Origin of the sequence: Butyrivibrio sp. XPD2002, assembly GCF_000423945.1 — a bacterium.
Classification (GTDB): domain Bacteria; phylum Bacillota; class Clostridia; order Lachnospirales; family Lachnospiraceae; genus Butyrivibrio.
This window is the reverse complement of sequence record NZ_AUIY01000016.1, coordinates 120,509-143,535: the sequence shown is the minus strand read 5'-3', so window position 1 is coordinate 143,535 and position 23,027 is coordinate 120,509. Positions and strand designations below refer to the sequence as shown.

At 43.2% G+C, this 23,027-nt stretch carries 17 protein-coding genes; 3 read left to right on the top strand and 14 right to left on the bottom strand.

All coding sequences use genetic code 11. The annotated features are described in order from the left end of the window. Positions 1-209 precede the first annotated feature (209 nt). Entirely contained in the window at positions 210-2,681 is a 2,472-nt protein-coding gene (locus G587_RS22200; RefSeq protein ID WP_081679392.1) for an ATP-binding protein, read from the top strand. A gap of 61 nt (positions 2,682-2,742) precedes the next feature. On the opposite strand, the gene larB is transcribed toward G587_RS22200, so the two are convergent. From larB to G587_RS22195, 8 genes are all read right to left on the bottom strand, one after another. Continuing rightward, positions 2,743-3,492 carry a nickel pincer cofactor biosynthesis protein LarB gene (gene larB, locus G587_RS0109340; RefSeq protein WP_026492014.1) on the bottom strand — a complete coding sequence of 250 codons (750 nt, stop codon included), beginning with the start codon at positions 3,490-3,492 and terminating at the stop codon, positions 2,743-2,745. Positions 3,493-3,500: 8 nt separating this feature from the next. Beyond that, positions 3,501-3,728, bottom strand: coding sequence for a hypothetical protein (locus G587_RS0109335; protein WP_026492013.1), 228 nt, complete (start codon positions 3,726-3,728; stop codon positions 3,501-3,503). Between the two features lie 52 nt (positions 3,729-3,780). Next, complete coding sequence (locus G587_RS0109330) at positions 3,781-4,725, bottom strand: ABC transporter permease (RefSeq protein WP_026492012.1); 945 nt, start codon at positions 4,723-4,725, stop codon at positions 3,781-3,783. A gap of 6 nt (positions 4,726-4,731) precedes the next feature. Then, positions 4,732-6,039 (bottom strand): ATP-binding cassette domain-containing protein, encoded by a 1,308-nt coding sequence (locus G587_RS0109325; protein ID WP_026492011.1) that lies wholly within the window; start codon positions 6,037-6,039, stop codon positions 4,732-4,734. Between the two features lie 54 nt (positions 6,040-6,093). Continuing rightward, positions 6,094-6,975, bottom strand: a complete 882-nt coding sequence (locus G587_RS0109320; protein ID WP_026492010.1) for a DegV family protein — start codon at positions 6,973-6,975, stop codon at positions 6,094-6,096. A gap of 10 nt (positions 6,976-6,985) precedes the next feature. Then, the gene (locus G587_RS0109315) at positions 6,986-9,427 is read right to left on the bottom strand and encodes an alpha-galactosidase (protein WP_026492009.1); all 2,442 of its coding nucleotides are present in this window, start codon (positions 9,425-9,427) and stop codon (positions 6,986-6,988) included. Continuing rightward, positions 9,424-9,987 (bottom strand): TetR/AcrR family transcriptional regulator, encoded by a 564-nt coding sequence (locus G587_RS0109310; protein WP_026492008.1) that lies wholly within the window; start codon positions 9,985-9,987, stop codon positions 9,424-9,426. Before G587_RS0109310 ends, G587_RS0109315 begins: the two co-directional genes overlap by 4 nt. Positions 9,988-10,107: 120 nt before the next feature. Next, the gene (locus tag G587_RS22195) at positions 10,108-11,823 is read right to left on the bottom strand and encodes a two-component system response regulator (protein ID WP_035786245.1); all 1,716 of its coding nucleotides are present in this window, start codon (positions 11,821-11,823) and stop codon (positions 10,108-10,110) included. A gap of 254 nt (positions 11,824-12,077) precedes the next feature. On the opposite strand from G587_RS22195, the gene G587_RS22190 reads away from it, so the two are divergent. Continuing rightward, on the top strand, positions 12,078-13,181 hold the full coding sequence (locus G587_RS22190; protein WP_035786243.1) for a ribose-phosphate pyrophosphokinase: 1,104 nt from the start codon (positions 12,078-12,080) through the stop codon (positions 13,179-13,181). Positions 13,182-13,230: 49 nt separating this feature from the next. Here G587_RS22190 and G587_RS0109295 read toward each other — a convergent pair whose 3' ends face one another. From G587_RS0109295 to G587_RS0109280, 4 genes are all read right to left on the bottom strand, one after another. Further along, entirely contained in the window at positions 13,231-14,724 is a 1,494-nt protein-coding gene (locus G587_RS0109295) for an ArnT family glycosyltransferase (protein ID WP_026492007.1), read from the bottom strand. Between the two features lie 106 nt (positions 14,725-14,830). Beyond that, entirely contained in the window at positions 14,831-15,397 is a 567-nt protein-coding gene (locus G587_RS0109290) for a TetR/AcrR family transcriptional regulator (RefSeq protein WP_026492006.1), read from the bottom strand. Then, the gene (locus G587_RS0109285; protein WP_035786241.1) at positions 15,312-16,889 is read right to left on the bottom strand and encodes a phytoene desaturase family protein; all 1,578 of its coding nucleotides are present in this window, start codon (positions 16,887-16,889) and stop codon (positions 15,312-15,314) included. The genes G587_RS0109290 and G587_RS0109285 overlap by 86 nt, the downstream gene beginning before the upstream one ends. Positions 16,890-17,044: 155 nt before the next feature. After that, positions 17,045-18,226, bottom strand: coding sequence for a hypothetical protein (locus tag G587_RS0109280; protein WP_026492004.1), 1,182 nt, complete (start codon positions 18,224-18,226; stop codon positions 17,045-17,047). A 240-nt stretch (positions 18,227-18,466) separates the two neighbouring features. Between G587_RS0109280 and G587_RS0109275 the strand changes: the two genes are divergently transcribed. Next, positions 18,467-19,117 (top strand): SGNH/GDSL hydrolase family protein, encoded by a 651-nt coding sequence (locus G587_RS0109275; protein WP_035786239.1) that lies wholly within the window; start codon positions 18,467-18,469, stop codon positions 19,115-19,117. Here G587_RS0109275 and G587_RS0109270 read toward each other — a convergent pair whose 3' ends face one another. Together G587_RS0109270 and G587_RS0109265 are read right to left on the bottom strand one after the other, a co-directional pair. Further along, entirely contained in the window at positions 19,118-19,885 is a 768-nt protein-coding gene (locus G587_RS0109270) for a response regulator (RefSeq protein WP_026492002.1), read from the bottom strand. Between the two features lies 1 nt (position 19,886). Further along, positions 19,887-22,853, bottom strand: coding sequence for an ATP-binding protein (locus G587_RS0109265; RefSeq protein ID WP_026492001.1), 2,967 nt, complete (start codon positions 22,851-22,853; stop codon positions 19,887-19,889). Between the last annotated feature and the right edge of the window lie 174 nt (positions 22,854-23,027).

Below are 23,027 nucleotides of genomic sequence, written 5' to 3'. Positions count from 1 at the left end.
TAACTATAAGCATTGTATTAAAAGATTATTAAAAATACCGGTGAATAATTTATAAAAAAACATATTTAATTGAAATTTAATGGAAACTAAAGAATAAAAAAACATATTACTGATATGATATTTTTAGAGAATTATACTTACGAAATATCGTTACCATTAACCTTTTACAGGCACGTACATTTTGGTGTCTTGAAAGGACGGTATTTGTCATGAAAAGATACCACATTTTTTCAGCGATTATTCTAATTTTCATATTGCTATGCTTCACTTCCAATGCGGTCTTTGCTACAGAAAAAAGTGACGAGACTTTAGTTGTAGGAGTCCCTGTGGATCGTTGCCCCGTTTTTTATACTGATGACAACGGAGAAATCGTTGGTATCGGCGTTGATCTGATGCGCTGCGCCGCTGAGGAAGCAGGGTATTCGACCGAATTCAAACCACTTAAAGAAGCGAACCTTAAAGAGTCACTGGACAACCCCGAATATGATCTTATCATGCCCTTTGGAAGTGCTATTTCCAGCGCAAAGGGCGAGGAATCCATCGTCTCTGAAAATCTGACACAGACCCCATTTACACTTGTAACAGTAAATAATAAGCAGATCAGTGACCCCAGGAATCTCAAGGTAGGTATGCTCAAATCTCTTGGCGGCGGTGCTGAAACAGTAAAGAACCTCTATCCGGGAATCGAGATAACTCTGTACGATACCATGTCTGAATGTGTGAGTTCACTTATATCCGGCAAGGTGGATGCGCTTTTGCACAACTCATACGTGTGGAGCTATGTCCTTAAAAAACCGGCCTACTCCAATCTGGTTCTCCATCCGGCTTCAATGTTCTCCATGGATTTCAGGGCAGGAACATTAGATACCCCCAAGGGCAACAGCATAATCACAAGACTTAACGAGGGCATAGGGAAAATACCTGAAACCCGTAAACAGGCAATTGTTCTGGACTATACCACCAGAAATCTCTACAAGTACAGCTTCTTTGATTACATATACCAATACGGCCTTATCGTAGGCGTATCTTTACTGGTTGTCATAGCGATAGCGTTTGAAAATAAAAAGCTCCGAAGAGCAGAGAAAATTGCTGAGGATGCGTCTAAAGCAAAATCCATGTTCCTTGCAAATATGTCCCACGAGATACGCACTCCCATAAACACTATCATGGGCATGGGTGAGATGATTTCAAGAGAGACAACTGACAACAATATCCAGCAGTATGCTTACAGCATTAACAGATCAGCAACTTCTCTTCTTGGTCTGGTAAACGATATTTTGGACTTCTCCAGAATGGAAGCCGGCAAGCTAAAGCTGAGAAATGAGCCTTATAATCTCTCAAGTATTATCACCGATGTGAACGTGATGATAAAAAATCGTGCTGAAGCTAAGGGACTGACCTATAAGGTAACTGTCAGCAAATCTATTCCGGATGAACTTGTAGGTGATGAGACAAGACTTAAACAGGTCATCATAAATCTTCTTACAAACGCCGTAAAATACACAGCCAAGGGCTATGTTCATCTGACTATCGATTATTCCAAAACAGGGAAAGATACCATCGACCTTACTATTACTGTTGAGGACTCCGGTATCGGAATGAAAAAGAGTGAAATCGACAGATTATTCACTGCCTTTGAGAGACTTGATGAGGATAAAAATAAGACTATCGAAGGCACTGGTCTTGGCATGAGTATCGTAAAGCAGATCCTTGATGCAATGAACAGTACCCTTGAAGTCCATAGCGTCTATGGTTCGGGAAGTACCTTCTCATTTACAGTAAGCCAGAAGGTTTCTACCTGGGAAAAGATTGGCGATTACAATGAAACAGCCAGGGACATTGTCACAAAGAAGGGCAATTACAGCGCCAGCTTTATTGCACCTGATGCCAAGGTTCTCATAGTTGATGACACCGAGATCAACCTTACCGTAATAACAGGTCTTCTTGCTCCCACTCAGATGAAGATAGACACCGCTCTCAGTGGCAAACAGGCACTGACAATGCTTGAAAACACAAAGTATGACATCCTTCTTCTTGATTACCGCATGCCAGAGATGGATGGTATTGAGCTTCTAAACCGCATAAAAGGTGACCTCCACAACATTAACTACTACAGTGTATGTATAGTACTTACTGCCAATACTGTGGATGATGCCAGGGATATGTTTATAAAGGCAGGCTTCGATGAATACCTTGAAAAGCCTGTTAATGGAAAAATACTTGAAGCCATGCTGCTTAAATTCCTTCCGGCAGATAAGATTCTTGAAAGCAGAGTCCCTGACGAATCAGGTGATGACGATACATCTGAAGCTGAATATCAGATCAAATCACCGGATCTTCAAAAGCTTCAGGATGATGGTATTCTTGATATCATACGCGGAATTGAATACGCAGGCTCCGAGGAATTATTCATTGAAGCTCTTACGATATTTAAGAATTCAATTGATAAAAAGGCAGATGAAATTGAAGAGCTCTATTTCCGGGAGGATATCACTAACTACACCATTAAGGTCCACGCCCTTAAGAGCTCTGCTAATATAATCGGAGCACATGACCTGTCCGAAAAAGCCAAGGACCTGGAGACCGCCGGAAAAGCAAACGACATCGACTATATCAGAGAGCATACAAGCGAACTGCTTGATATGTATTGTCAGTATAATAAGCTTCTTTCAAAATTCTGAATAGTTCTTAAAAATCGCCGCCAGGAGCATTTATATATGCCCTTGGCGGCGTTTCATTTTCTTATTGATGATTGATCATGGAGGCCAGATATCCTGCACCAAAACCGTTGTCTATATTCACAACGCTGACTCCGCTGGCACAGGAGTTCAGCATGGACAAAAGCGCTGACACACCTCCAAAGGAAGCACCGTAGCCGACGCTTGTAGGAACAGCAATTACAGGACAATCTGCCATGCCGCCGATCACACTTGCAAGTGCTCCCTCCATTCCTGCTATGGCGATAATAACTCTTGCTGACATAATATCATCCATATGTCCCAGGAGTCTGTGGAGTCCCGCAACGCCCACGTCATAGAGTCTTACAACCTCATTGCCGTAAACCTCTGCGGTCTTTGCAGCTTCCTCCGCAACAGGCATATCACTTGTTCCGCCTGTGGCCACAACGATTTTACCCTTTCCGTCCTTTTCAGGTATCTCTCCCGCTATGCCTATGTGGCTTAGTTCGTCATAGGTAAAATCAGCTATATTCTGCTTTAGAAGCTCTGCTGCTTCTTCCTTCATTCTGGTAATAAGAACTGTTTTCTGACCATGTTCCCGAAGCCTTTTCGTTATCTCCAGAACCTGAGATGGAGTTTTGCCTGCTCCATAAATAACCTCAGCTGCTCCCTGTCTAAGTCCCCTGTGAAAATCAGGCTTGGCAAAACCAAGATCCTCATAGGGAGCCTCCTTAAGCTTTAACAGAGCATCATCAACACTCAGCTTCCCCTCAGCGACCTGCTCAAGCATGTCCTTTATCGCTTTTTTCTCCATATATCCCCTTACTTCTTTTTCTTGTATTTGTATGTCTGCGTTTTAGCGCCGCTCTTCTTTAGCTTTTTCACAATCTTATTATAGGTTTTCTTGTTCTTTACATAAACAGTAATCTTGCCATCTTCCTTAGTATTTTTAAAGGCACCTGATCCAACCTTACTAAGATTATTGGCGTAAATCTTTACACTTTTTAGCTTCTTACAATTCTTGCAGCACTTTTTGCCAATCTCCTTCACAGTTTCCGGAATAACAAGCTTCTTAAGCTTCTTATAATTCTTGAAGGCTTCATTACCTCTTATCCTTATCTATAAACTCCAGCACTATCACAGCCGCTAATATATAAAAAACCGTCCACCCGATAAGCCATGCCCAGCATTTGTATACCACATCATCATCAAAAGCAAACTCGGGATTTTGATTCTGCTCTGCGGTTTTTTTGAGTATTTCATCCCTGTAATCATTCTTCTCTAAATAAACAAAAGCATCCTGTAACGGTTTTTCTCCATTGATCTCCACATTCTGCATTTTAAGGGCGTTATTCCAGACACTCACCATGGGAAGTGAATTGTAATCCCCCTGAGCACAGAGAGCTGTGAGTCCCCATTTGGTCGCCGTCAGATTGGTCAAAGGCTTAGCCATATCGGGTAGTGTGAAAAAGTTACCTGAAAACAGCAGCTGCACAATAAGCATAAACGGCATTATAGTCATGGCTGTGGTTGTGGTTTTCGCACAGGATGATATCAAAAGAGCCAGCATATCAGCGCAATAGGTCACAAGGAAAATGGTTATCATAAAGTCCACAAGCGGAAATCCGGTTATAAGACTTTTTGAAGGCATCGTTATCCTCATGGACATAAACACAAAAATGGTTATGGCGGACTGGGCTATGCAAAGTACCGCCTGATATATCATATGCGCCAGAATATATGAGGTTATATGCAGTCCTGATCTGTGGTCTCTTTTTACTATCGCCCTCTCCCTGCATATCACCTGTATGGAATTAAAAAATCCGTTCCACACACAGATACAGGAAATCGCAAAGGTTCCCATGAGAGTGCCTTCCATGGTCTTAAATAAATTCTGCCCCACACAAAATGCCACAAGTCCCGCTATGACCGCAGCCATGGGAAGAACCTTCCAGTCACTTTGAAATAGAAACATTCGGAAAAGCTTACCCAGATATATGATGGTCTGAAGGAGCCTTCCTGTATGCCTTACACGTCTTCTCCTCATAGTCCGTCACCCCACATTCCCCTTCATAAGATCAGCGTATTTTTCAACAAACTCTTCTCCACGTCCGTCTCCTCCGACATTGATAGGATTGATAACGCGGAGAATTCCCTCCATGGAATCCTTTTCAAAGAATTTATAGGATTCTTCAACTGTTCCATAAAATGCAATTCTTCCTGTTCTTTTGGAGTCCTTTATAAGAACAATTACATCATCAAAAAGATCTGCAACTCTGTCCGGTGTATGAGTTATTACAATAACTATTTTTCCATCGTTTGCTATATCACGAAGCTTCTCGAAAAGGCTTCTGGCTACGACGCCATCAAGACCTGAGTCAGGCTCATCAAGAATAAAAAGAGTGGGATCGGAAATATATTCCATCGCAATTGATACTCTCTTCCTCTGACCTCCTGAGAGCTTATCCACCAGATTATTTCTTACGACCGTAAGTCCAAATTGTTCAAGAACGCTGTCAACGCGCGCGAATCTCTCCTTTATCGGTGTATCGGAAGGCAGACGCAAAGTAGCAGCATCAGCAAGAGTAAGCCACACGGTATCATTGCCGCGGATGAGATCCTGCTGAGGCACAAAGCCCACATCATAGATGATCTTTTCATAATCATCATAAATGTCCAATTCACCAAGGGTTATCTTGGCATCTGCTTTTTCATAGCCCGTGATCGCATTAAGGAATGTAGTCTTACCTGCGCCGGAGCCACCAAGAAGCAGTACCATATGCCCCTTGGGAATATTCATGTGAATATCCTTAAGGAGCGTCTTCTTTTTGAAAAAGTCCCAGCTGGTTCTGCTTTTGAGATTGATGGTAAGTCCGTTAATATCATCGGAAACATCCTGTCCCAGGATCTTTGCTCCATCCCCTTCTAAATCATCCACTCTGAAGGAAGGAACAAATCCCTTAACCAATCCCCAGATCATAAGCGTGATGCCTTCAAATAAGAAGAACATAATGATCCATTTTTTGTTCCTCTTAAAGACCTTGATAAGCTCCCAGTAGACCCTTATTTTTACTATTACCATTGCTAAAGCTGATGAGAAACAAAAGATAAATATAATGACCGAAAGCCTGTTACTGCTGTTTATAAAACGGCCAACAAGCCAGGATGCATAGTAAATAAAGGAAAGAAGTGTAAGCGTCCTTCCATCCTCTTCTTTATCTGCGCATAGAGAAATGTGGTATTCACGGGCGACCGGGATGACCGCCCAGAAAGATTTAACCCCACACTTTTTGAACAGATTCCAGCATCCTATAGATGCCAGAACATAAGATACGACATTTAAACCTACCTGTTCCCACATAAGAGTCCCCCTCATAAAAACCCTTAAACTTTCACACGGTACTTTTCTTTAAATTTAATCTATTCTCTTGTTTCCCATGAAGAACAAAGCTACAGTACCCGGACCGGTGTGACTTCCGATGGTGGTACCTATATCGTACACTTCTATTTTGCCCTTCATGGCAGGTATACTCTTTTCGATCTCCTGAATAAGCGTTTCTGCGTCTTCCCTGCAGGCTGACTGTGAGATGTAGCACTTGCCGTTGTAGTCTGCTCCTCCCACTGCATTTTCAAGCATCTTCTTGGCAGTTGCCCTTATGACTGCTGCCTTACCTCTGTGCTTGGTTCTGGGAATGAGCTTACCCTGATAATCAACATTTAAGAGCGGGCATATTTTCAATGCTCCTCCAAACCATCCTGCTACCTTGGACACTCTTCCGCCCCTTACAAGATAAGTAAGGTCGGTTGTGAAAAACCAGTGGTTAACATCAAGTCTGTGCTCAAGAACCCAGTCGTTAAGCTCATCAATTGTGAGTCCTTCGTCGCGCTTATCAGCTACGTTATCAACTAAAAGTCCATACCCTGAAGATGCTGCAAGAGAATCTATGATATAGATTTTCCTGTCGGGATATTTTTCCCTAAGCACATCTGCCGCAATGTTGGCAGAGTTCAAAGTTCCTGAAATTCCGGAGCTCAGTGTAAGATGAATGATATCCTTTCCCTCCTCAAGAAAAGGAGTAAAGTGACTGGTATATTCATCCACATTTATCTGGGATGTCCTGGTCATTGCACCTGCTGCCATGGCCTTATAGAAATCATCTATAGGATATTCCCCGTTATCGCAATATACCTTTCCGTCTACCTCAAAATGGAAATAAGCAAGCTTAATATCCCTTTTTTCATAGTGCTCTGCATTTAAATCCGCTGTTGAACAGCAGCTAAGAACATAATCTGACATGTTTTCCCCCTTATTCTGTCACTTCTGCAAATACATACAATCTCGCATCATTTGTTCTGAACATGCGAGTATCCTCCCCATAGCCTGTTCCGCCGTAATCAGGATTAAGACGAACACCGCATCCGTTAAGAACACTTCCTGTTGCCACTGCCTCATCCTTTTCACTGCGCATCTTGTATCTTCTAGCTATGATACCATGAATTATTCCATCCTGCTTAACATGAATCGGAGACATGGTATTTATAAGACTTCCGAAGTCCTTTATATTAACGCTGACCTGACGGTTTGCAACCTCATAGACCTTATCATCTGCAAGGCCCATGGTCTTAAGCGCAAGATAATCATTGTTAGGTCTGCTCTCCTTTTGGAAGATAAGAGCAACCGCTGCAGACTTATCCTTTGTAACCACCATGAAGCGGTACTTATCAAGTCTGTAGAAATCACCAAACTGGAATACCTTTCTCCACTGCTTGTAGAATGCAACCTGATCCACAACCTGCTTCTTCTGCTCCTCTGAAAGCTCGCCAAGATTGAGCTCATAGCCAAAGCAGCCAAAGGCAGCCACTGAGAATCTGGTCTCAAGCGGAACAACGTGAAGTGTCTGGTGATTAGGAACAGCTGACACGTGGGCACCCTGTGTGTTAACGGGATAGCCGTAGCTGTAGCTTCTCTGAATATCCATTCTGCAAACTGCATCGGTATCATCACTTGCCCATATCTGAGGGAAGTATGAAAGTATTCCAAGGTCGAATCTGTTACCACCTGCTGAACAGCCCTCAAACAGAATATGAGGGAAGTTCGTTGTAAGTGTTTTCATAACTCTGTACAGACCGATGTAATATCTGTGCTGGAACTCCTTCATCCTCCCAGCAGGAAGCTCAAGTGAAAATCTGTCTGAGAAAATTCTGTTCATATCCCACTTTATGTAGGAGATGTTTGCAGATGAAAATACCTTTGAAAGTGCATCTATAATATAGTCCTGTACGTCCTTTCTGGACATATCAAGGATCATCTGTGTTCTTCCGACTGAATGATCGCGGCCGGGTACTCTTACGGTCCACTCGGGATGTGCTCTGAAAAGATCAGAGTCCTCGTTTACCATCTCGGGCTCAACCCAGAGACCAAACTTCATGCCAAGGCCGTTTATCTTTTCAGCAAGTCCCTTTAATCCGTCAGGGAGCTTTTTGGTATTAACTACCCAGTCGCCAAGGCCTGCGTGATCATCGTTTCTGGCACCAAACCAGCCATCATCAAGAACAAAGAGCTCTACTCCTGCCCTTGAAGCTTCCTTGGCAATTCGAAGGAGGCTGCTCTGGTTGAAGTTAAAGTATGTTGCCTCCCAGTTGTTTATAAGGATCGGTCTTTCCTTATCTCTCCACTCACCGCGAACGATGTGTTTTCTTACAAAATCGTGCATGCTGCGGCTCATTCCGCCGTAGCCCTCTTTAGAATAGGTCATGACTGCCTCGGGGGCCTCGAAGGACTCACCGGGATTAAGCAGCCACTGGAAGCCAACGGGCTGTATTCCGCTGACAAATCTGCTAAGGAAGGTGCCGTTTGATGAAAGGGCACTGTAATGGTTACCACTGTAAACAAGATTGAGACCGTAGCAGTCGCCTGCTGTCTCTGTGGTATCGGGCATGCTGATCATTGTGAAGGGATTGCTTCTGCTTCCTGACTCTCCCGCAGCGAGCTCCTCATTTACAACTTTTCCTGCATTACAAACAGATGCAGTCTGTCCCATCTCATCTGCCCAGCGTCCGTGGAAGCTTGTGAGCTGGTAGCCTGTCTGCTGAAAATCAAGCTGATTGGACAGGAGTCTGTCGATCTTCACATCCTCCTTGCCATCATTTATAAGCTTACTGCTTCTTGTGATCGTATTGCATTCAGGGTATACCTTGTAGATCATCTTAAGTCTTACGTCCTTTGACTTTTCCTTAAGAGTGATGACGAGCTGCATGGCGTGATCAGCCATGAATGCAGGGAGTGTTGCACCCGCCCCGGATACATCTTTCTTATCTCCATCATCATAGGAGGAAGGAAGTGTCTCCAGTGGTGTGATCTCATCTGAAATAACTGCGTTTTCAAATAAAAAGTCGCAGGTTGTAGAGCCATCTGCAAAGCTAAGCTCTACCATGGGCTCTCTGATGTCGCCCTTACCAAAGCCCGACATCTCAAGGGGCATGACCTCTAAGCACATGGGATAATACTCAGGTGCATAGACAACCATGTTGCCGCCTTCGTTTTTATGCTTGATCTCAAGAACCTTCGCCATGTCGGCAAGGATCTCTGATTCCTCATTCTGATTTTTTAAAAGTTCCTCGTACTGGAGCTCTGAAAGAAGTGATGCTCCATAGTGAATGTGTTCAATGTGACCTGACGGCAGAACCTGCATGAAATAACTGCTGCTCCTAGTCTGAAGTAAAAATATGTTGTCTTTCCTTATGATCATCTTACGCAAATACCTCTCATTATAATGTCTATCATAATCTTAAGTGCATCATCATAGGTTGTGTTACCCTCGATGAGTACATTTGAGCTCAAAAAACGCTCTATTGAAGCCTCTGTCATAGCTTTGATAACAGGGATGGGAAGAGGTCTTATAACGCCCTCTCTTATTCCTCTTTCAATAAGCTCAATCGTGTCCTCCCAGTCGTTCTCCAACCTGTTCTGAACCTTAATATAGATTTTGGGATATTTATCCCTAAGTGTAAACACTTTTCTGAAATCTACATCCCTGTATTTATCAGGCATGCAGATCATGATCTTTTCAACCTTCTCAACAGTTGAAAGTGTGTCATCATTAAGAATCTCCGCTTCCTTTGCCTTAATGGAATCAAAGCAGTAATCAACAAGAGCATCGAAGATCTTTTCCTTATCATCGAACTCCTTATAAATTGTTTTCTTACTCATGTGAAGATCGCTTGCCACATCATCCATTGTGAACTTGGATCCCTTTTCCTTGAATTCATCAAGCACTGCCTCGAGTATCTTAATCTTTGTATCGTTCATGTTACCTCCTACTATTCGCTTTTCGCTATACCCTCTGTAAACTGTTGCTTTACAGATTTTCCATCATTACCACGAAAACCAAATATACCTTATTTAGTTTCCTTCAATTTCCCTATACTGTCAAGCTTCTAATGCAGCATTTACCTCTGCCTCGAGCTCTTCATTTTCCTTAACTATGAGCTTTTCAAACTCTGATACCACACATGGCATCGAGAAGTAGAATCCCTGGATGACATCGCACCCTGCCTTCTTCAAAAGATCGTACTGTTCCTCTGTTTCAACCCCCTCAGCTACAACCTTGACCTTGAGGGATTTCGCTATATCCATCATGAGCTCCACCATCTTCATGTCCTTATTGCCCTCGTGGATATTTTTCACGAACTGCATATCCAGCTTGAGGATATCTATGGGAAGTGAGGTTATCATGTTGAGAGAGGAATAACCCGTTCCGAAATCATCCATCTCGATGGCAAAGCCTCTTTCCCTAAGTCCGTTAACCACCTTGATTATCTGATCAGAGTTCTCCGTGTAGGCCGACTCTGTGATCTCAAGATTCAGCATCCCGGGAGATATCCAGTTGTTCTGAACCACTGTGAAAATCTCCTCCCCAAGGTCCGGAGCTCCGATATCAACTCTTGATACGTTTACGGAAACAGGAACCTTGAAATCATATTTCACCATCCACTCTCCTACCTGTTTGGATACCTCATCCCACACGTAGTGATCCAGCTTATGGATAAGACCGTTATCCTCGAAAAGTGGAATGAATCCGTCCGGCCTGAGGAGCCCCAGATCGGGATGCTCCCACCTCACAAGAGCCTCTGCTCCATAGAGAGAATCCCTGTCGCCCTGAACAGAATATTTGGGCTGGTAGTACACCTTAAACTCGTGATCCCGTATGCCTCTTTGCATATCATTGATAAGACGCTCATCCAGTTTTTCCTTATCGTGCATATCCTCGTCGTAGATAGCACAGTGGATATTGTAATTGCCTCGTATACTGTTGCAGGCAACTCTCGCCTTATCAAATCGATGCTCTACGGTAATCTCCATATTTACATTTTTGTAGATGCCCATCCTCAGATAAACTCTTGAGTTATTGAGAAGATCCTCCAGACCTTTTCCTATCTCCCTCAAAAGTTCCTCGTAGTCAGAACCCGTCGGAATATATAGGAGGAATTCGTCCGCTCCGCCGCGTCCTGCAATTCCGCCCTTTTCCCTGGATATCTGTTTGATGCTGTCCGCGATTTTTATAAGAACATCATCTCCGGATCTACGGCCCTGAAGCTCGTTGATCAGATGGAATCTATTGATGTTAAGCACGATGGCATCCATTCCGGAATTGGAATAGTGCAGATCTCTAAAGTGTGAGTACTCCATGAAGAAATCATGGGTCAGAAGACCTGTCAGCGTATCATTCTGAGTCGCATGAATAAGTCCTCTTCCCTCTCTTAGCTCAATCGCCCTGTCGATTCTGGCACGGATGACCATGGGATGTGAAAAGGGCTTTGATATAAAGTCAACGGCACCAAGCTTAAAGCATTTGATTTCCGATTCTATTTCCGATGTGCACACGATTACCGGAATCAGCTTAAAGAGCTTGTCATTCTGCATGAACTCAAGCACTTCATAGCCGTCCATATCAGGCATCATCAGATCAAGGAGAACCAGCGATACCACATCACTGCTCTCCTTCAGCTTTTCAATAAGCTCAACACCATCGCCGGCGAAAATAACATCATAGCTGTCCTTTACGATATTCTCCAGCATCTTTCTGTTGATCGGTTCGTCTTCAGCTATAAGTATTGTTCTTCTGACATTAAACTGATTTACCATATAGGACTCTCCATACAAAACCTAATAATCCAAATTAAAAGTACAATACTATTTTAACATGCAATAGTTTCCACATGAGTTAGCAAGTTATGAAAGTTATATAAACTTTTTGTATACTCGTTTCCCCATTGTATAAAGCCGGCATAGTGCAGTATTTAGACATTCTTAATCATCTTTTAATACATTTAGCCCGTAAACATAAGTAAAATATAGATATAGCCCCCGTTTTTCCTTACAAGGAGGTAACGCATAAGATGGAAACAGATGATAAGTTAGGAATCATTGCAATGGAATCCTTTGCCACTCAGGCAAAGCGCATAAATCAGATACTCTGCGAATGGAACAAGGCTGACAATTATCTTATAGATATTGAGGTCCCCCGCTTCAACAGTGGAGAAGCTAAATGCGTCATAAAGGATAGTGTCCGTCATAAGGATATCTATATCATTTCCGATGTAACCAACAGTTCGATAAAATATAAAATGGACGGCGATTACAACAGAATGTCTCCCGATGACCATTATCAGGATATAAAGCGCGTGGTAGGTGCCTGCAACGGAAAGGCCAACAGAATAAATGTCATCATGCCCTTTTTATACGAGAGCAGACAACACAGAAAGACCTGCCGTGAATCCCTGGACTGCGCCATGATGCTAAAAGAGCTGGAATACATGGGAGTTGACAACATCATAACCTTCGACGCCCACGATCCCAGAATGCAGAATGTACTTCCCCTTCAGGGAATAGAAAATATATCTCCCGCTCTGCAGTTTACGCAGCAGCTCCTTACCGAGTATGAGGATATCGAGATAGACCCTGAGCACCTTATGTTCATCTCTCCTGATGAGGGTGCTACGGAGCGTGTCGTTTTCTTCGCTTCCCTATTTGGCGTAAACCTCGGTATGTTCTACAAGAGAAGGGACTACTCCCAGGTCGTTAACGGAACCAATCCCATCGTGGCCCACGACTTCTGCGGCGGTAATCTTGCAGGCATGGATACCATCGTTGTGGATGACATGATCGACTCCGGCGGAAGTATCATAGATGTATGTAAACAGATAAAGGAGCGCGGTGCAAAACGTGTCTTCATATTCGCAACCTTTGGACTGTTCTCCACAGGTTTTGCAAAGCTCGATAAAGCCTATGAAGATGGCCTCTTTGACAGAATCTTCACCACAAACCTTGTATATCAAAAGCCTGAGCTTTTAGAGAAGGAATACTACCTCAGTATCAGCATGAACCGTTATATTGCTGCGATAATCGATACGCTACACAATTACGGTTCAATGGAAAAGATTATAAAGCCCGCACAGAGAATAAGGGAAACAATTGCCAGATACAAGGGTATACCACTATAAATAAAGACCGAACCATTTTTAACTTACAATGGTTCGGTCTTTTTCACTTTTAATATGTATCTGTGCTAAATATCAGATAGGAATTATCCTGAAGGATCACGTGGCCGGAAAGTACACCGGCGTAGTCATCCCAGAGGTCCTTATCCACTATGATGATGGAGCCCGTATCGCTTAAGAAATTATCAACAGTTCCATCTACAGGAAGGAAGTCACAGTACATCTCGGCAGGTGCCACATATTCGGGCTCCCAGTGTCCCTGCTCAGAGTAGTCTCTGAAATCCGAAATGAGGTATACATTTCTTCCGGAATACTCTTTTCCGTATTGAGCTTCAAAGGTTTTCATATCCTCAGTAAATTCATCCACAGGATGTCCGCCTGTTCCTGCAAGGTTGATGTCATTTTTGATGCAGGGAATGATAAAGAAAAATGAAGCCAGCACCACAAGTCCAATTGAGGTAGCTGCAAGCAGTATCTTTTTACCCTTGGCTCTTACCGCTATAAAGCCGCACATTCTGGCAACAAGGATGCAAAGCGCCAGCTGTGAGGTGTAGGTGTACCAGTCGAGGTAGCTTCTCATGGTTGCAAAAAACAGCACCGGTACTGCAGTCCAGATGATAAAAAGATAGTTTTCCCAGACAAAATCACGTATTACGGTGATGTACTCTCTTCCTGTGAAGTGTCTTGCGATAAGCACTGCAGCTACTATAGTCACAAGTGCCACAATGAAAATCTCGCTTACATTAGAAGTCACAAAGTCAATTACAGGCTCCCAAAACTTGTTGCCTGAGCCGCTTACTCTGTCCACGGTCTCACCAAACATCAGCGTATTTATGAACTGCACTCCATCAAACATCGATCTCTTTATCATCCATGCAACGGGAATTATTGCAGCAAGAAGCGCTGACAACACTACCCTTACCGGTGACATGAAGGCCTTTTTGATCTTAGGAATATAGAGAAGTCCGATTATGAAAATAAGTGCTGCGTGAGGTCCCTTGCACATGAAGGCAAGGCCAAGCGCAAGGCCATACATATACATGTACTTTGCATTCTCTTCCATCTCATACAGTGACAGCATGGCTATCACAAAGAAGAAATTGAAAAAGGAGTCCATCTCAGCTGCCCTGTACATGTGGAATGTAAAGAAGGGCGTGCACGCCGCAAAAACAACGGGCGCAATAGCTGCTGAATACAGGTTATCTCTTTTTATCAAAAACAGGATGATAAGCAGAATTGTCAAAAGGCCGCCTAAGGCTGAAGGGAATCTTGCAGCAAAGCCGCTTGCTCCCAGCACCTTAAATGAAGCAACCATAAGGTCAAGACACAGCGGAGGCTTGGAATTAAAATAGTCCGCCGCATATTTATAGGTGTTTATTACCCAATTGCTCTGCTTATACATCTCATAAGCATTCGTGGCATGATACGCCTCGTCCGTCGAAATCAGATAATTAGCACCTAAGTTGTGAAACAGCATATACGCTGTAAGAAGCACTGCTCCGATCAAGATAGAAATCAATGCACAATTTTCAACTTTTTTCCCCATGATTCTCTCCCCAAAATGTAGAACTAAGTCAGGTGTCGACCACTTGATATAGTATATTCTAATACCATTTTGAGATATTTGCATCTAAAAATCATGAAAAGAGAAATCATTTCCTTAAAATATCAAGGAGCCAGTCAGGGTCCGGGGTGTCCAGATTCTTATTTATGGTCATCTCCTCCATTATTCCCTGGAAGGCTGACCAGAAGCACAGCGCAAGGAGTGTGGGGTCTCCCTCTCGGAAGATCCCGTCCTTTTGGCCCTTTTTTATAAGCTCTGCGGTGTTGTCCACTGCCTGAACAGACAGTGCCTCCTTCCTGACCTCCTCAGGCATGCCGGCTCTTCTGGCCTGTGCCATGAGAACGAACATGTTGGATACAAAGGGCTGCTTCTTGGCATAAAGGAACAGCTCTTCAAGCATTCCCTTTAAGAAAATATCCGCAGGAGCGCCCTTACTGTCACCGGTAGCGTTTGAAAAATCCTTGCCCCTTTTTACCAGCTCCAGAAGGAGCTCCTCCTTTGATTTAAAATAATGGAACATCAATCCGGTGCTCATGGGAACTGCGGCAGCAATATCGCTGACCTTGGTCTCATGATACCCTTTCTCTACGAAGAGACTCAGCGCCGTCATCAATATTGCCTGTCGTCTCTCTTCCTTCTGTTCCTCTCTTGTCATTGTAATCCTCCATAGTAATGCTCTTTTTATGGCAAATTCTCTGGATTGCGAACTTGCCGTTAGTAACTGCAATGGGAAGTCCTCCGGGTGAGGTATTCCACTGACCTGCAAAGGTAAGATTTCTGATGCCCTTGATGTCGCCCTTTATCCTGATGGACTTGGCACCTGCTGTCGTGATAAAGCTCATGTAGCTGCCGTGATATGCATTGCAGTAGCGCTCATAGGTAAGAGGTGTCCAGGAGTCGAGGTATTCAAGGTCTCCCTTAATCTCAGGGAAAGCTGCCTCAATTCTCTTTACTATCTCATCAGAAAGCTTCATCTTAGCCTCTTTATACTCATCTGGGAACATTCCCTTCCAAACCTCATAGTCAGCATCAGTCTGGAAAATGCTGGTCTGGAGCACCTGTCTGTCACCCTTCACGAAGGTCTTGTCATAGCCATATACCTTAACATACATTCTGTCGAAGGTGGTAGCGCCAACCTTAAGAGGCTCTATATCTATGAAAACTGTCTCTCCTGGATTAAAGCTCTTATTTACTGAATATGCTGCCTGGAAGCCACTGGTTGCAGGATAGATATTTGCAGATTCATAGGCATTTTTCAAAGCTGCAGGCATGTATTTTCCACTGATAAGTTTTCCGAAAAGAACTGCCGTATCAACAGTTGCGATGTAGTAATCGCCCTCAGCCCTTGTGCCATCCTCGAAAAGAACAGCCTGTGCCTTTTTCTTATCCACTTCTATCTTAGCTGCAGATTTATTATAGAAGATCTTACCGCCAAGCTCCCTGAAGCGCTTCTCCATTCTGAGGGACATCTGGAGAGAGCCGCCCATAGGGATGTTGCCGTTGCCATCAGCAATAGTTGCATAGGATACAAGCAGTGAATAAGCGGTGTACTCCTTGGGCAGATAGTCGCACATGAGCTTCTGGATTATGGGAGCCTTGAATCTCTTGCTATAATCCTCAAGGGAGATATTTCCAAGCTCCTTCATCACCTTCACGAAGTCGCCCATCTCCTTACCCATGCGGATATAGTCGCCAATGCCGAACATGTCCAAAGGCTTATTGGCAGGAATGAGACACTTCTTGGAATATTCCACATACTCGATAAACTTACTTATCTCTTCGGCATCCTCAGGTGAAAGCTCTGTCAGCTCTCTCTTTGTACGGTCAAGGTCAGCCCAGAGTGTTGCACTTTTACCGCCATGACATGTGGTGAAAAATGAATCAAGAACGGCATACTGAGTATCATCTGACAATGCTCCCACAGTTTTCCATACGTCGTAGAGCTCTGTATCCTTCCTTGTTCCTGTGAGCCAGTGAATGCAGTTATCGATGTGATAACCTTCCCTGTTCCAGCCGATGCACTCTCCTCCGGGAATCGAATTCTTCTCATAGATCTCAGCCTCCATACCGCACAGACGCGCATATATTCCTGCTGAAAGTCCTGCCACTCCGCCACCGATTATTACAACCTTCTTCTCTTTTTTCATGCCTTTTATCCCCATTCGTTTTTATTGAATATCAATTCATTGAATATATATTCAATATAATTATGTCACGGATTTTTGTCAACCATTTTTATGAAAAAAGATATAAAAAGCTCCCAGTATTTCAGAATCAGAAATACCGGGAGCTGTCATTTAATTTAATATACTGCTATGTCGCTTAACATTGCATCGTTGTAGATACCACCAAAATCGGAATCCTGCCAGGTTGTTCCGCCTGTTCCCCAGGCATCAACGAACTCTCCTGTCTTCTCATCAAAGTTGGCATTCTTGTAGGTAATATCTGTGGTGCCGTCCATGAGCTGCTCCTCTGATGAGTAGTTGACGTTAACTATGCCATTTTTCCTGCGTAAGATTCTGTCTACCCTGTAGCCTGAGCCCTTGATCTTGCCGGCGAGGTCAAAGCCAACTATCTTCTCCAGCTCTTCCTCTGTGATATCGGTTCCACCATATTCCATGAAGTCCTTCTTCTCACTGTCGTAGTAGAAATAATAGGGCTTCCAGGTGTGTCCTGTCCACATGTAGGATGACTCATCACCTTCAACATAATTAAGATAGCCGTCGTAGGCACTGTAGGTCATGGCGATGTTCTCAATGTCAGCGCCGGGGTAGAGGTCTCCAAGCTTGGAAATATTGGACTCCACCAGCTGATCTCCGTCAATATAGTAGACGTATGTAAGCTGTGCTGTCACATAGGCTTCATCAAAGGCTACGAAATATCTGTTACCTGCATCCATAACCCAGAACACATTGCCATCATCATTCATGGCAAGAGTTCCCGAATACACCTCTCTGCAGATATCGTCATTTACAAAATATACCTTGCCATCGCACCATCCGAGCTCATCATCGGGCCCCTTGCCCACATAAACAAGTCCCTCGTATGTACCGTTGCCATCAAAGTCGTTAAGACTGCAGCAGAGTATATCCTCATAGGCAGAGCCTGTCTCTGTTATGACCTTATCGAAGAACTCTTCCATCTTTTCTTCAGAAATAGGCTCACTGATAGGCTTCTCTTCAGGAGCGGCACTGAGAGGTGTCTCGGTCTCCTCTATTTGTTCTGTGTCTTCCGCAATTTTTATATCTTCTGTCTTTTCTTCGTCTATTTTATCTGTATCTACTGTATCTTCTGTTATTTCAGGTTCTTCTGCTTTTACTGTTTCTTCTGCTTTCTCTGTCTCCTCGACCTTAACGGTATTCGCCTCGGAAGCATTTACCACTACCTGGCTCTCCCCGGCCTCGGCTTTTTTAGAACTGCAGCCTGTAACAGCGGCAGTAAGTGTACAAGTTAATAATAAAATGCTGAGAGTTTTCTTTTTCATAATACCTCCTGATACACCGGTGTCATGTACTACCAGTCATCCCCTGAGCAATATTATCTCCATGTCAAAAGTTACATATGTATCTATTATAACCGAATTTGACTTATCCTTCACCCGAAAAATGGTATTATCGGAACTTCGCACAGCCAGTTCCACTCATATTATAAAAATCAATCAAATTAACCCCCGGATATGATATTATTTACGGGTAGCAAATTCTATATAAATCAGAGGTTCATTATGGAAAAGAAAAGAATACTGTGTTTTGGAGATTCACTCACATGGGGATATGACCCGGAAAAGAGATCACGTATAGAAGAAAACAGCCGCTGGACAGGTGTATTGCAGACACTTTTAGGTGAGTCCTACAAGGTTGTTGAGGAAGGTCACAACGGCCGCACAATAGCCACTGACGATCCTGCAGAGGGTGAGAAAAACGGCTTAAAATATGTTATTCCATGCATAGAAAGCCAGTCCCCGCTTGAAGTCATGATCATCATGCTGGGGACTAATGACTTAAAGAGAAAATTTTCATATTGCTCAATGGATATCGCCGGTGAAATGCAGATTTTCCTTGAAAGAGTTCAGGCTCACAACAGATTCCGCATGAATGACAAAATGAAGATCCTGCTCATCTCTCCTCCGCTTGTTGGAACCACAGGAAAAGGCTCCTGGCTTGAGGATTGCTTCGATTTCTTAAATACCCAGAAGGTATCCGCAGAGCTTGCAACCTGGTACAAACAGCTGGCAGAAATGTACGGCTGCGAATTCCTTGATGCCGCAAAGCTCGTATCACCCAGTCCTGCAGACGGAGTGCATATCGACGCTGCTGCCCACAGAAAACTGGGACAGGCCATTTATGAAAAGCTTCACGAATCAAATCTTCTCTGATTACATATAGTTCTTCAGCTTCTGCTTTTCAAAAAACTCATCAATACTGGCAATAAGTTCAGCAGGGGGCATTGTCTTTAGGAGATATTTTTCAGGCTTAAGGGCAATAACCCCCATTACACTTTCCCTGTCAGATTTATTCGTAAGGAACATAACGGGAATATCGCTTGTTCCCGGCTCACTCCTTAGCATCTCAAGTACCTTTGGTCCGGTAGTTACAGGCATTTCATAATCAAGAAGAATGAGATCCACTTTGTTTTTCGCAAGGAAGGTTATAGCAGAAACTCCGGAATTCACCATGAATACCTGATACTTTTCCGAGAGCCAGCTTTTTATGGTTCTTAGCATCGTACCATCATCATCAACCACAAGTATCTTCTTTTTCTGAAGTCGTACCTCTTCGTTTGCAACGACTCTTTGCATCTCACTTGCAAGCTGCTTGACATTAACCGGTCTCTCAAAAGCCGCTGCTATTTTCTCCTTGGAAATTATTTTATAGAACTTTTCAAGCTCGTCAGGTGAGCCTATGACACTGACTGAGATATCGCTCTCAACAGCTCTGTCACGAAGGTATACAAAAAGATCCCTCATCTTATCTATATCATCAATATAAATAAGATAGACGCTGGGCTTATCCTCCATATGCTCGATTGCCGTAACATCCGCGGTAGAGGAAATAACTGTAAAGCCTTCCTCCTTTAGTTCCTTTGCAATCGATGTAACCATGAAGCTCTTTCCATCACCGATAAGAAGTACTCTCTTTTCCATCTCAATCCTCCAGTACCTGAAGTAGTGCATCTCTGTCAACTGCTGCCATGAGCTGTTTTACTTTTTCATATTTATCCCTGTACTGCGCAGGTATGCTGTAGTCCGCAAGCATATTCATAATTCCGTCCGCAGTATCATAGTCATAGGCTTCCAAAAGCTCCCTTATGTCCATAAACGCACGCTTTAATTCATCCTCCGGAATCTCAGGAAGATTTTCATCATCCGTGCCTGCATTTATCGGTGCAAGCATTTCCTTATAGCTTCTAAGACGTGTTAAAAGTTCCGGTGTTTTTTCATTTATCTCATTTACATCCTCAGCGTTGCCACTATCCTCAAGGTGCGCCGCCATCTGCGAAAGCTCCATGGCACCAATTAGTCTTGCTGAGCTCTTAAGCGCATGAACACTGACAGTGTAGTTTCTATAGTCTTTATCCTGCAAGCACTTCTCGATACTCTCTGCCTTTGGATCTATTGAGATCAGGAACTCTTTTACCACATCCATAAGGAGCTCACGACTTCCACAGTTCTTTACTGCTTCCTGAAGGTCGATTCCCTTAAGCTGATCTAAAACATCACCTTCATCATCACCATTGGTGGCGTCAGAATCGTCATCACTCTCTGCATTTTCATCTGTCACTATCGTGATCTTCTCCTCAGGAAGATACTCCATAAGCATCTTCTCCAGAAGCTCGCCGTTTACCGGTTTTGACAGATAATCTATAAATCCTGCTGCCAGATATTCCTCCCTTGCACCCTCACCCGCATTTGCGGTTAGCGCTATGCAAGGCGCGTCGATAGAGAGGTTATCGTCCATATCCTTTAGAGCTTCCAGGGTCTGAACGCCGTCCATCTCAGGCATCCTGTGGTCTATGAAAATAGCATCATACTTCTTTTTCTTTACAAGCTCCAAGGTTTCAAATCCGCTTTCCGCGGTATCAATTTTCACCTTAGTACGCTTTAAAAGTCCCTTCACAACCGTGAGATTAACCGGAGTATCATCCACAACAAGAATCTCCGCATCCGGCGCTATAAAGCTCTCACGATACTCCTTCTGGCTACTGAGGTATTCCCTGTACTTTTCCTTAAAATCTCCAAGCTCTTCCCAGCTTGCAACACGTTGTTTTACTTCGAATGAAAAATCTGAGCCCTCGCCGTAAACGCTCTTAACCTCAAGCTTAGTATCCATAAGAGCCAGAAGCTTTTTCACAATGCTCATTCCGAGACCTGTGCCTTCAATGGAGCGGTTACGAATCTCCTCAATTCTCTCAAATGGTGAGTACAGCTTTTCAAGGTCTTCTTCCTTGATTCCGATTCCTGTATCAATCACACGGAATCTTAAGAAAATGCTCTCATCATCAGCCTTTCTGTAGGAGACAATTAAAGTTACGCTTCCTTCTTCTGTGTACTTCACTGCATTTGATAAAATGTTGGTCACGCACTGCTTGATCCTCAGCTCATCACCTATAAGCTTTGTCGGAAGTGTTTTGTCAATCTCGATATTGAGCTCAAGTCCCTTATCATTAGCCTTAACAGCTATGACATTAAGGAGATCATTGATGGTAGAGCTCAGGTGATATTCCACCTCAAGGATCTCCATTTTTCCTGCTTCAATCTTGGAAAAATCCAGAATATCATTAACTATTCCAAGAAGAGAATTGCCGGCACTTTTCACGCTGTTTGCATACTCCAGAATCTGATCCTCGCTGCTCTCTCGAAGTATCATCTCGTTTAATCCAAGTACAGCATTTATGGGAGTTCTTATCTCATGAGACATGTTTGAAAGGAAAGCGGATTTTGCCTCGGAAGACTTCTGCGCCACCTCAAGCTCTTTTTCCAGCTCATACTCCGCATTCAGATGGTTTATGTAGTTCTCTACAGCTGCCACAGTATCCTTAATGGATTCATGCACCACCTGGATCTCGTCGTGGGTTCTTATATTGATCTTACATGCTTTTCTTCCGACTTCGACTTTCTTATCATCAGGAGCCCCGGCATATTCCTGCATAAAATCCGCCATGTTTCCAAGCGGCGTTCCTATAGTTACCTTTGTAAAAAAGTTGGCTATACCCGCCATGGGAACACCAACGCAAAGCATTAAAAGCAGCATTTTTATGTCGTAGCTTATCGTTCTTTCATCAAATCTGTAATTTAACTTTTCAAACCTCTGTGAAAGGTCCTCCTGCGATAATTTCTCCCCCATATCAGAAAAAATTTCATCTTGGTGGACGGCATCAACAAAAATATTCCTGTTATCAGTGAACAGTACCATCATAAACACCGCTACTGCTATACCAAGTAAAAGCTCAACAGCAATGATAATTGCTGATATCTTGACACTTATCCTTGTTTTTCTGATTCCTCTTTGGAACTCCTTGTCTTCCTCATAATATCCTGTATACGCAACCGCTATAGGAAATGGAAATTTCACATAATCCGGCAGCTTGGTGTAACAGATATGAAAAATGCATGAGAGAACGATAATTCCGACGGCTTCTCTTAAAAAATACTTTGTATAATCGCTGAAAATATCAAAATCATATTGATTGGTAGCAATTACCGAAAGGCACAAAAATTCAATAAGAGAAGTAAAAATCAGCGTAACAATAGCGCATATCGCTGTTTTCTTCTTGGTTGAAAAAAAACGGTATTGCCCAAAGAGTGAAAAACATAACGCTGCAGTCATATACACAGACATAACAACTGCTTTATCCATTCTGACACAAAGCGTCACTATAAAAGAAATCAGAAAAACAATCAGAGAAATGAGATAACCATAAAGTCCGGCGAGAATCATGAATGGCCACAAAAAGCACGCAATGTCGGTGCTACCTGTTTCCAGATACATAGTTTCTCCATGCAACGCCGAAAAAATGCACAGCCCTGATAATATCAGCAAAACAGTTATTCCGACTATTATGGTAGTTATAACCGTGGATTTTTTATATTTGTCGAGTCCATATCCCAGCATAAAATGGTCCTCTCATTAACGTTGTTACGTTAATCTTTCCATAAACACTTCACACAATGATGCGTATAGTTAGTATTATTGTAACATTCGGTGATTACCATTTTATAAAATATCGATAAAGAATGAAGAAAGTGGGGGGGATTTGATGGGATATGTTTAGATAGAGATTGTATG

Bases quoted from the DNA above. Each gene is read 5' to 3' on its own strand.
- G587_RS0109285 (WP_035786241.1), bottom strand. From the start codon at position 16,889: ATGAAAAAAGAGAAGAAGGTTGTAATAATCGGTGGCGGAGTGGCAGGA.
- G587_RS0109280 (WP_026492004.1), bottom strand. From the start codon at position 18,226: ATGAAAAAGAAAACTCTCAGCATTTTATTATTAACTTGTACACTTACT.
- G587_RS0109290 (WP_026492006.1), bottom strand. From the start codon at position 15,397: ATGACAAGAGAGGAACAGAAGGAAGAGAGACGACAGGCAATATTGATG.
- G587_RS22190 (WP_035786243.1), top strand. From the start codon at position 12,078: ATGGAAACAGATGATAAGTTAGGAATCATTGCAATGGAATCCTTTGCC.
- G587_RS0109310 (WP_026492008.1), bottom strand. From the start codon at position 9,987: ATGAACGATACAAAGATTAAGATACTCGAGGCAGTGCTTGATGAATTC.
- G587_RS0109265 (WP_026492001.1), bottom strand. From the start codon at position 22,853: ATGCTGGGATATGGACTCGACAAATATAAAAAATCCACGGTTATAACT.
- G587_RS0109320 (WP_026492010.1), bottom strand. From the start codon at position 6,975: ATGTCAGATTATGTTCTTAGCTGCTGTTCAACAGCGGATTTAAATGCA.
- G587_RS0109295 (WP_026492007.1), bottom strand. From the start codon at position 14,724: ATGGGGAAAAAAGTTGAAAATTGTGCATTGATTTCTATCTTGATCGGA.
- larB (WP_026492014.1), bottom strand. From the start codon at position 3,492: ATGGAGAAAAAAGCGATAAAGGACATGCTTGAGCAGGTCGCTGAGGGG.
- G587_RS0109270 (WP_026492002.1), bottom strand. From the start codon at position 19,885: ATGGAAAAGAGAGTACTTCTTATCGGTGATGGAAAGAGCTTCATGGTT.
- G587_RS22200 (WP_081679392.1), top strand. From the start codon at position 210: ATGAAAAGATACCACATTTTTTCAGCGATTATTCTAATTTTCATATTG.
- G587_RS0109275 (WP_035786239.1), top strand. From the start codon at position 18,467: ATGGAAAAGAAAAGAATACTGTGTTTTGGAGATTCACTCACATGGGGA.
- G587_RS22195 (WP_035786245.1), bottom strand. From the start codon at position 11,823: ATGGTAAATCAGTTTAATGTCAGAAGAACAATACTTATAGCTGAAGAC.
- G587_RS0109315 (WP_026492009.1), bottom strand. From the start codon at position 9,427: ATGATCATAAGGAAAGACAACATATTTTTACTTCAGACTAGGAGCAGC.
- G587_RS0109330 (WP_026492012.1), bottom strand. From the start codon at position 4,725: ATGAGGAGAAGACGTGTAAGGCATACAGGAAGGCTCCTTCAGACCATC.
- G587_RS0109325 (WP_026492011.1), bottom strand. From the start codon at position 6,039: ATGTGGGAACAGGTAGGTTTAAATGTCGTATCTTATGTTCTGGCATCT.